This window comes from Herbaspirillum sp. RV1423 (assembly GCF_000577615.1).
Taxonomy (GTDB): Bacteria; Pseudomonadota; Gammaproteobacteria; order Burkholderiales; family Burkholderiaceae_D; genus Herbaspirillum.
In genome coordinates, this window is sequence record NZ_CBXX010000127.1 from 1 (window position 1) to 276 (window position 276).

Here is a 276-nt window from a genome sequence, read left to right on the forward strand (position 1 = left end):
ACCGTGGTCTCCGGGAAGACGGCCTCGATGGCATCTGGGAAGCCCTTCAGGCCGTCCACGCAGGCGATGAAGATATCTTGCACACCACGATTGCGCAGCTCGGTGACGACCTGCAGCCAGAATTTGGCACCTTCCGTGGGGGTGTACTGAATTCTGTGTAAACGGGTTTTCGTTTAAGTCTGTGGCACCCGGTCTTCAAACTGGATGGCGAAGCGGTTCAATGCAGCTTTCCAGTCCCGTATGGGCATCGTCCATTTCTTGCTGATGTTGTTCAGC

1 pseudogene is annotated in these 276 nt (G+C 55.4%); it reads right to left on the bottom strand.

Going from position 1 to position 276, the window contains the following annotated elements:
* Positions 1–137 (bottom strand): annotated as a pseudogene (locus tag RV1423_RS29605) (transposase); the annotation flags it as partial.
* Between the last annotated feature and the right edge of the window lie 139 nt (positions 138–276).